The sequence below is a fragment of the Aeromonas sp. ZOR0001 genome (genome assembly GCF_000801015.1).
Taxonomy (GTDB): domain Bacteria; phylum Pseudomonadota; class Gammaproteobacteria; order Enterobacterales; family Aeromonadaceae; genus Aeromonas; species Aeromonas veronii.
This window is the reverse complement of sequence record NZ_JRJY01000145.1, coordinates 82,250-90,990: the sequence shown is the minus strand read 5'-3', so window position 1 is coordinate 90,990 and position 8,741 is coordinate 82,250. Positions and strand designations below refer to the sequence as shown.

Sequence of the window (8,741 nt, the reverse complement as noted above, 5' to 3'; positions counted from 1 at the left end):
GAGATCAAAACCCGCTGCCTTACCGCTTGGCGATACCCCAACAGTGATGCCTGACAGAAACTATCAAACACCTTTCAAAAATGGCTGGGGTACTAGGATTCGAACCTAGGGATGGCGAGATCAAAACCCGCTGCCTTACCGCTTGGCGATACCCCAACAGCGTTCCTCAACAGTCACGAGACTGGCAAAGAACTTTTAAAAATGGCTGGGGTACTAGGATTCGAACCTAGGGATGGCGAGATCAAAACCCGCTGCCTTACCGCTTGGCGATACCCCAACAGAAATAATGGTGGCTATGACGGGATTCGAACCTGTGACCCCCGCATTATGAGTGCGATGCTCTAACCAGCTGAGCTACATAGCCAACCTTGCTTCCGGTGAGTCGTTACCTCGTCACCGTGCGGGCCGAATTATGCGTATCTGGCTCTGGGGCGTCAACCCTTTTTTTGCCAGAAAAACGCAATTTGAGTGCGTTTGACCAGTTATTGGTCTCTGTTGCGCAAAAGCCCAACAATCTGCTTTTTTTTAAGACATTGCCATTATTGCCTGGGCAATGGCAGATAAAAAACAGGCCAGCAAATGCTGGCCTGTCATGGGATTAGACGTTGAACAGGAAGTTCATGATATCGCCATCTTTGACGATGTAATCTTTCCCTTCAGCGCGCATCTTGCCCGCTTCCTTGGCGCCTTGCTCACCCTTGTAGTTGATAAAGTCTTCAAAGGCGATGGTTTGGGCGCGAATAAAGCCTTTTTCAAAGTCAGTGTGGATCTTGCCTGCCGCTTGCGGGGCAGTGGCACCGACCGGAATAGTCCAGGCGCGTACCTCTTTCACACCGGCGGTGAAGTAGGTCTGCAGGTTGAGCAGCTGGTAGCCAGAGCGGATAACGCGGTTCAGGCCCGGCTCTTCGATGCCCAGGTCTGCCATGAACTCGGCGCGATCTTCGTCGTCCAGCTCGGCGATGTCGGCTTCGATGGCGCAGCAGACCACGACCACGACCGCGTTCTCGGCGGCGGCGATTTCACGCACCTTGTCCAGATAGGGGTTGTTCTCGAAGCCATCTTCCGCCACGTTGGCGATATACATGGTGGGTTTCAGGGTCAGGAAGTTGAGGTGGCTCACGGCGGCCAGCTCTTCTTTATCCAGCTTCATGCCGCGGATCATCTGGCCGTTTTCCAGCGCAACCTTGATCTTCTCAAGCACTTCCACTTCCAGCTTGGCATCCTTGTCGCCGCCTTTGGCGCGCTTGGACTGACGGTGAATGGCGCGCTCGCAGGCGTCCAGATCCGACAGGGCCAGCTCGGTGTTGATCACTTCGATATCGTCAGCGGGAGAGACCTTGCCGGCAACGTGAATGATGTTTTCGTCGTCGAAGCAGCGCACTACATGGCCGATCGCTTCGGTTTCACGGATGTTGGCCAGGAACTGGTTACCCAGACCTTCACCCTTGGAGGCACCGGCAACCAGACCGGCGATGTCGACGAATTCCATGGTGGTCGGCACAACGCGCTGCGGATTGATGATGGCAGCCAGCTGATCGAGGCGGGGATCCGGCATCGGCACCACACCAGTGTTCGGCTCGATGGTGCAGAACGGGAAGTTGGCGGCTTCGATACCGGCCTTGGTCAGCGCGTTGAACAGGGTGGATTTGCCTACATTGGGCAGGCCCACGATACCGCATTTAAAACCCATGGATTGTTACCTTACTTGATGGATGCTGTGAGGCTCGCCCGCAGGCGGCCCGTGTCATGCTTTATTCGGCCTTGAAGCTGTGCAGCCGGTTCATGGCCTTGGTCATATCTTGTTTGAACAGAATGTCGGTGGCACGCAGGGACTCGTCCAGTGCGGCATCGATCAGGTTCTGTTCACTGCTGGGCGCCTTGGTCAGCACGAAGCCGGCGACCAGCTCCTTGGCTCCGGGATGGCCGATCCCGAGGCGCAGCCGGAAGAAGTTATTGTTGTTGCCCATCTTGGCGATGATGTCCTTGAGGCCGTTATGGCCGCCGTGACCACCGCCCTGCTTGAACTTGGCGATGCCCGGGGGCAGATCCAGTTCATCATGGGCCACCAGAATCGCTTCCGGCTCAATCTGATAAAAACGCGCCAGAGCGGCGACCGCCTTGCCGGAGAGGTTCATGTAGGTGTTCGGGATGAGCAGTCGCACATCCTGCCCATCAACCAGAATGCGGGCAGTGTGGCCGAAGAACTTGGGCTCTTCGCGCAGGCTGACATTGTGCCAGCGGGCCAGTTGCTCCACATACCAGGCGCCCGCATTGTGGCGGGTTTTGGCATATTCCGGGCCGGGATTGCCCAGTCCGACGATCAGTTTGATTTGGCTTGTCACGCTTGATGTCTTCACTCGCAGCTGCCGTGGGCACACTACCCAGGGCAATAGGACGCAATATTCTAGCCGCCGAGTGGCGATCACTCAACCAATGTGCATGTTATGGCGGGATTTGCAGCATTATTGCGACCAATGGGTGGCTAACGGTGGGCAAACGGGCCTCTTGCATGAGGCCCGTTTCAGCTTGCCGATGGGTTGTGCCCGGTTGACTACCGTCGTTATTTGGCGCGCAGCAGGGTGACAGTTTCCTCATCCAGCGCGGTCAGGGTGGGGCGGGCATCGCGCACATACTCCACGAAGGAGGCTGCGTCGGTGCCGCAATCGACCCCGGCGGCCTTGCAGTCGAGGGATTTGCCCGGGGCGTAGACGGCACCGAGCAGCTCGCCATTTTGTGCCACTTTGAGCACCGGGAAGGCGGTCAGCTTGCCGTTTACGCTGGCGATGTCGACCCGCTCGCTCTGGTGGCGCTGGGCATTGGCCAGTGCCTGCCAGCCATCGTTGCCGTTGGCGCTGTAGGCGTTCATCACCACCCGATAGCGCTGGCTATCCACCAGATCTTGCCACTCGCCGTTTGCGGTCTCACGCTGCAATTGGGTCAGGTTGCCCGCTTTGCCTGCGTCGGTCTCCTGGAAGGTGTAACGCAGGTGGCCGCCATAGGGGAACTTGCCGGCATGGGCACTGGCGGGCAGGGTGGCGGTGATGGTCTCGGTCAGCAGGGCGCGTACCTCGGCGCCGGTCAGGGTCAGCACCGCGAGCTGGTTCTTGAATGGCAACAAGGTGAGGGCACTATCCCCCTCACGCCATTCGCCAGCAGGCAGGTCGGCGCGCACGCCGCCCACCGCAACCAGAGAAAAATCGACCGGGCCGCCGGTCAGGGCTTGCACTGCTGGGGTATTGGCCCAGTAGAACTCCCCTTCGGCAACCAGCGGCGCTACATCTGAGCCGTGGCTGTCGCTGCCGTTGTCGCCGGGGCGACGTGCATTTTGCAGCTGCTCGGGGATGGTGCCGATCACCGGGCCGTAGGCTTTCTCCAGCGCCGGTTTGTAGTGGCTGTCGATGATGCCGCGCAGGCGCGGATCTTCATCCACGGTCACCAGATTGGGTTGGTTGTCGACAAACTGGCTCGCCTCTTTGCTGCGGGTCTCGTCGAGCGCCTGTTTGCGCGCCGCATCGGCGAAGAAGTCGCGGCTGGCCAGCAGGCTGTTGTGGCCCTGGCAGTCGGTCACCTGACCCTGGCTGTCAAAGGTCACCTGTGCCAGACCGATGGCCTGGGCGTAGGAGCCCGCCTGCACCACGCAGGTTTTGCCGATGCCATCCGGATTGGTCACCAGCTTGGCGTAATCGCCGGTCTTGCCCCAGCCGATATTGCGAAAATCGCCGAGCAGGCTGTGGGAGTGGCCGCCGACGATGGCATCGAGACCGTTTACCTTGGCCGCCAGCGCCAGATCCCGCTCGTTGCCGATGTGGGTGAGCGCCACGATCTGATGGATCCCCTTGGCTTGCAGCATGTCGACCGTGGCCTGAGCCGAGGCGACCTCCTTGCCAAAGCGCAGCTTGCCGACGTTGGGGGCGATATTGCCCATGTCTTCCAGCACCAGACCGATGACGGCGACCAGCTGTTTGCCTTGCGGCAGGTTGTCGAGATCGGTGACCGGGCTCTTCTGGTTGCCGTCAAAGGCGTAGACCACGAAGGGCTTGAGGTTGTCAGCCTTGCTGAGGGCCGGATCGGCCTTGGTGTCGAGGTTGGCGGCCAGCACCGGGAAGTTGACCCCCTCTATGAAGCGGGCCAGCTTCTGGTTATCCAGATCGAACTCGTGGTTGCCCAGCGCCATGGCATCGAGGCCGAACTGGCTCAGCAACTCGGCGTTGGCCATCCCCTCGTTGAGTTTGAAGTAGCCGCTGCCCTGCCAGGCATCACCGCCGTGCAGCAGCAGCAAGGGCTGGTTCTTGGCCAGCGCATCGGCCTGATAGGCTTTCGCCATGGTCAGCAGGCGCGGGTAACCGCCAAAGCGGGTATAGAGGATGTCCGTCTCCCCCTGCTGGGCAAAGATCTGCCCTTTGATCTCGGCATTGACCGGATCAAACTGGGAGTGGGTGTCGTTCATGTGAGCCAGGGTCAGCACGAAGGGCGGGTTCTCTTTGGCGGGCTGACAGGCGAACAGGGCGGAGGTGAGGGTCGCGAGCAGGAGGGGACGCAAGCAATTCATGGGTAAATCCTTAAGCCTGCCGTGGGCAGGGTCGTACCAGATAGCAGAAAGTTGGAAAGAGAAGGTCCAGAAAGACGAAAACCGCCTGATGGCGGTTTTCGTTATTGCTAAATCTATCAATGCTCAAACATGGCAGAGATGGATTCTTCGTTGCTGATGCGACGAATGGCTTCGGCCAGTACAGTTGACAGCGTCAGCTGCTTGACCTTGCCTACCGCTTTCATCTCCGCAGTGAGCGGGATGGAGTCGGTGATGATCAGTTCATCGATCACGGAGTTCTTGATGTTCTCGACGGCGGAACCGGAGAAGACCGGGTGAGTTGCGTAAGCGAATACACGCTTGGCACCGCGCTCTTTCAGGGCCTCTGCGGCTTTGCACAGGGTGCCGCCGGTGTCGATCATGTCATCAACGATGATGCAGTCGCGGCCGGCAACGTCACCGATCAGGTGCATGACCTGGGAGACGTTCGGGCGGGGACGGCGCTTGTCGATGATGGCGATGTCGGTGTCATCCAGCAGTTTGGCGATGGCGCGGGCACGCACGACGCCACCGATGTCCGGGGAGACAACGACAGGAGACTCGAGGTTCTTGGACTTCATGTCTTCCAGCAGCACCGGGCTACCGAACACGTTGTCTACCGGAACGTCGAAGAAACCTTGAATTTGCTCGGCATGCAGGTCAACGGTCAGCACGCGATCCACACCTACGCTGGAGAGGAAGTCAGCGACAACCTTGGCGGTGATGGGGACACGGGCGGAGCGGACACGGCGGTCCTGACGGGCATAACCAAAGTAGGGGATAACGGCAGTGATACGGCCAGCTGAAGCACGACGCAGAGCATCCACCATGACGATCAATTCCATCAAATTGTCGTTGGTCGGGGCACAGGTGGATTGAATGATGAAGATATCGCCACCACGTACATTCTCATTGATCTGTACGCTGATCTCGCCGTCGCTAAAGCGACCTACGGCAGCATTGCCGAGTTTGATAAACAGGCGATCTGCGATCTTCTGGGCTAGTTCCGGCGTTGCGTTACCAGCAAACAGCTTCATGTCAGGCACGGTTTGAAACCTCGGGGTTGCATCCAGTATGTGGGGGAGTCTGAAATCAGACCCTATCGTTTTGGGGCAAACGATTTATCAAGATAACGTACAAGGTGTCTGCTGCCCAATGATTGTGATGATACCGGTAACCCGAATCCGTGGCCGAGTGCAAAACCGGCCACGTTAATCATCATCAATACTGTTCGGTAAAATTGGCTGGGGTACTAGGATTCGAACCTAGGGATGGCGAGATCAAAACCCGCTGCCTTACCGCTTGGCGATACCCCAATCATTTGAACTGTTGCAATGTGGAGAAGAGAGGTGATATGTTCTCGCCCTTGGCGACAAACCCATCAAGTCCCTTCGGCACGCAGGCCAACACTTCCCGAGCAGTCACTTCGTCTTCAAATTGAGCAAAGACGCAGGCTCCTGTGCCCGTCATTCTTGACGGCGCGTATTCTAGCAACCAGCCGAGCGCATTGGCAACCTCGGGGTGGCGCTTTTTCACCAGCGATTCGCAATCGTTTTTCCACTCGCCTTCCAGCAGGTTGTCCAGCGCCATTTTCGGCGTGGCTCTCGGCAGGTCCGGATCCTGGAATACGGCTGCGGTCGCCACATGGCAATCGGGCTTGAGTACCAGATACCAGGCATCGGGCAGTTCGACCGGTTGCAGCCGCTCGCCCACGCCTTCGGCAAAGGCCGCCTTGCCACGGACAAACACCGGCACATCGGCCCCCAACTGGACGCCAAGCGCTGCCAGTTCATCTTCACTCAAACCCGCTTGCCAGAGGTGGTTAAGCGCTACCAGCGTGGTCGCTGCATCGGACGAACCGCCGCCAATGCCGCCCCCCATGGGCAGCACCTTCTCCAGCCGGATATGGGCCCCCTGCGGGCTCGGCAGGGTTGCCTGCAGCAGCCGCGCCGCCCGGATAATCAGATTCTGCTCATCCGGCACCCCGGGAATGGCCGGGCTCAGGGTGAGTGTGTCGCTATTCGGTATCACCTCGAACTCGAGCCAGTCGCTGTGGTTGAGGAAGATAAACAGGGTCTGCAGCTCGTGATAGCCATCGGGACGACGGCCATTGACGTGTAGAAACAGGTTGAGTTTGGCCGGTGCCGGCCAGCGTGTGGAAGCCATTAACGTGCAAGAGTCCATTGGTTGATCTGAAGCTTGAGGCGGCTGTTCTGGCCCGTCATGGTCAGCTGGTGTGGCAGGCGGTAGCCATCCTGATCCCGATAATCGCCATAGACGATCTGCCACTGGCCGTCGCGCACGCTGGCCAGACTGCTGTCGGGGTTGAGTTCAAACTCCGCCTGACCCGGCAGCCCCTTGATCCACTCCGGTAATCCCGCAACCGGAATATTCCAGCCGGTCAGTTGATAGATGAGCGCTTCGGCATCCTGGCTCTGGTGGCGATTGCCGTCGCTGTCGAGCAGGGTGATTTCGCCCTTGCTGCGGGAGAGCTCCAGAATGCTGGTGCCAATCAGGCTGGTGAGGTTGAGGCGATAATCCTCCCCATCCTGTTGCCAGTTGAGACGGGCGCTGCCCTTTTGCTGTGGCGTGATGATGGCCATCTTGCCGGATAGCTGCCAGTGGGTCAGTTGCTCGAGACGGGTCCGCTCCTGGTTCCAGTTCACCTGGTCACGCTGGGGCTGGGTGGTGGCACAACCGGCCAGCAACAGCAGGCAGGTGAGGGTAAAAATACGTAGCAGCAAGAGATGGCTCCAGAGAGAGGAATTTGCCACAGTATACGGGGCGGCCGTATTGCTTTTAAAGACTTACCCTTTCTCGTACAATTGGCAGCCTTTGCACCCAGCGTATGAAATGATCGTCGCCCACTCATGAGTTTGCTTGCCCTCGGAATCAACCACAACACCGCCAGTGTCGCCTTGCGGGAACGGGTCGCCTTTGGCCCGGACTGCATCGATCGCGCCTTGCGTGAGCTGGTGAGCCAACCCGGTGTCAGCGAGGCGGTGATCGTCTCTACCTGCAACCGGACCGAACTCTATTGCAATCTGGAGGAGCAGCGGCAGGAGCAAGTGCTGCGCTGGCTGCAGCAGTTCCACGGGCTGGACGCGGCCGAACTGGTCACTGCCATCTATCAGCATCACGATGAAGAGGCGGTGCGCCACCTGATGCGGGTGGCGTGCGGGCTCGACTCGCTGGTGCTGGGGGAGCCGCAGATCCTGGGGCAGATCAAGCAATCCTACGCTCATGCCCAGCAGGCGGAGTCGGTGAAGGGGGCGCTGGAGCGGCTGTTCCAGAAATCCTTCTCGGTGGCGAAAAGAGTGCGTACCGATACCGAGATTGGCGCCAGTGCCGTGTCGGTGGCGTTTGCCGCCGTCAGTCTGGGTCGGCGGATCTTCTCCGATCTCTCCCAGACCAAGGTATTGCTGGTCGGGGCGGGGGAGACCATCGAACTGGTGGCCCGTCATCTGCGCGAGCAGAGCGTCACCAAGATGATGGTGGCCAACCGCACCTTGCAGCGCGCCCAGACCCTGGCAGCCGAATTCGGTGCCCAGGTGATGACGCTCGAAGAGATCCCCGACTATCTGCACGAGGCGGATATTGTCATCAGCTCGACCGCCAGCCCACTGCCCATCATCGGCAAGGGGATGGTGGAGCGCGCGCTGAAGGCCCGCCGCTTCAAACCCATGTTTCTGGTGGATATTGCCGTGCCGCGCGACATCGAAGCCGAAGTCGATGAGCTCTCCGATGCCTATCTCTACACGGTGGATGATTTGCAGGGGATCATCGAGCAGAACCTCGAAACCCGTAAGCGGGCTGCCGCACAGGCGGAAGTGATCGTGCAGGAAGAGCGCGACGAGTTTATGGGCTGGTATCGCGGCCAGAGCTCGGTCGACCTCATTCGCGATTACCGCCATCAGTCACAGCAAGTGGCTGATGAAGAGTTGCAACGGGCCCTGCTGGCATTGGCGCAGGGCGAGAGTGCCGAACAGGCGCTCAAGGCGATGGCCCATCGCCTCACCAACAAATTGATCCACGCGCCGACCCAGGCGTTGCGCCAGGCTGCCTCCCAGGGGGATCAGAGCGAGCTCTCCCGCTTGCGGCAGGCGCTGGGGTTGTCACAAGAGCCATAATTTTCGGGCAACCTGCCGGTTGTCCCGTCCTCCATTGAGAATGC

6 protein-coding genes, 4 tRNA genes and 1 pseudogene are annotated in these 8,741 nt (G+C 59.3%); 1 reads left to right on the top strand and 10 read right to left on the bottom strand.

Features of this window, described 5'->3' with window-relative positions; translation table 11 throughout:
• Positions 1–81: 81 nt before the first annotated feature.
• The 10 genes and pseudogenes from L972_RS18015 to lolB form a co-directional block, all read right to left on the bottom strand.
• Positions 82–156, bottom strand: a tRNA-Gln gene (locus tag L972_RS18015).
• Between the two features lie 46 nt (positions 157–202).
• Positions 203–277, bottom strand: a tRNA-Gln gene (locus tag L972_RS18010).
• A 10-nt stretch (positions 278–287) separates the two neighbouring features.
• Positions 288–364: transfer RNA gene (locus L972_RS18005), tRNA-Met, on the bottom strand.
• 234 nt (positions 365–598) lie between these two features.
• Positions 599–1,690 carry a redox-regulated ATPase YchF gene (gene ychF / locus L972_RS18000; protein WP_005353921.1) on the bottom strand — a complete coding sequence of 364 codons (1,092 nt, stop codon included), beginning with the start codon at positions 1,688–1,690 and terminating at the stop codon, positions 599–601.
• A gap of 61 nt (positions 1,691–1,751) precedes the next feature.
• Positions 1,752–2,342 carry an aminoacyl-tRNA hydrolase gene (pth, locus tag L972_RS17995; RefSeq protein ID WP_033115315.1) on the bottom strand — a complete coding sequence of 197 codons (591 nt, stop codon included), beginning with the start codon at positions 2,340–2,342 and terminating at the stop codon, positions 1,752–1,754.
• A 218-nt stretch (positions 2,343–2,560) separates the two neighbouring features.
• Positions 2,561–4,549, bottom strand: coding sequence for a bifunctional metallophosphatase/5'-nucleotidase (locus L972_RS17990; RefSeq protein WP_047440026.1), 1,989 nt, complete (start codon positions 4,547–4,549; stop codon positions 2,561–2,563).
• Between the two features lie 116 nt (positions 4,550–4,665).
• Entirely contained in the window at positions 4,666–5,613 is a 948-nt protein-coding gene (locus tag L972_RS17985) for a ribose-phosphate pyrophosphokinase (protein WP_005343846.1), read from the bottom strand.
• A gap of 195 nt (positions 5,614–5,808) precedes the next feature.
• Positions 5,809–5,883 (bottom strand) — tRNA-Gln (locus tag L972_RS17980).
• A pseudogene (ispE, locus tag L972_RS17975) lies at positions 5,863–6,733 on the bottom strand (4-(cytidine 5'-diphospho)-2-C-methyl-D-erythritol kinase). The gene L972_RS17980 and the pseudogene ispE overlap by 21 nt, the downstream one beginning before the upstream one ends.
• Entirely contained in the window at positions 6,733–7,311 is a 579-nt protein-coding gene (gene lolB, locus L972_RS17970) for a lipoprotein insertase outer membrane protein LolB (protein WP_005353907.1), read from the bottom strand. Before lolB ends, ispE begins: the two are co-directional and overlap by 1 nt.
• Before the next feature lie 126 nt (positions 7,312–7,437).
• Between lolB and hemA the strand changes: the two genes are divergently transcribed.
• Positions 7,438–8,697: a glutamyl-tRNA reductase gene (gene hemA, locus L972_RS17965; protein ID WP_047440025.1), complete on the top strand. Its 1,260-nt coding sequence runs from the start codon at positions 7,438–7,440 to the stop codon at positions 8,695–8,697.
• Positions 8,698–8,741 lie beyond the last annotated feature (44 nt).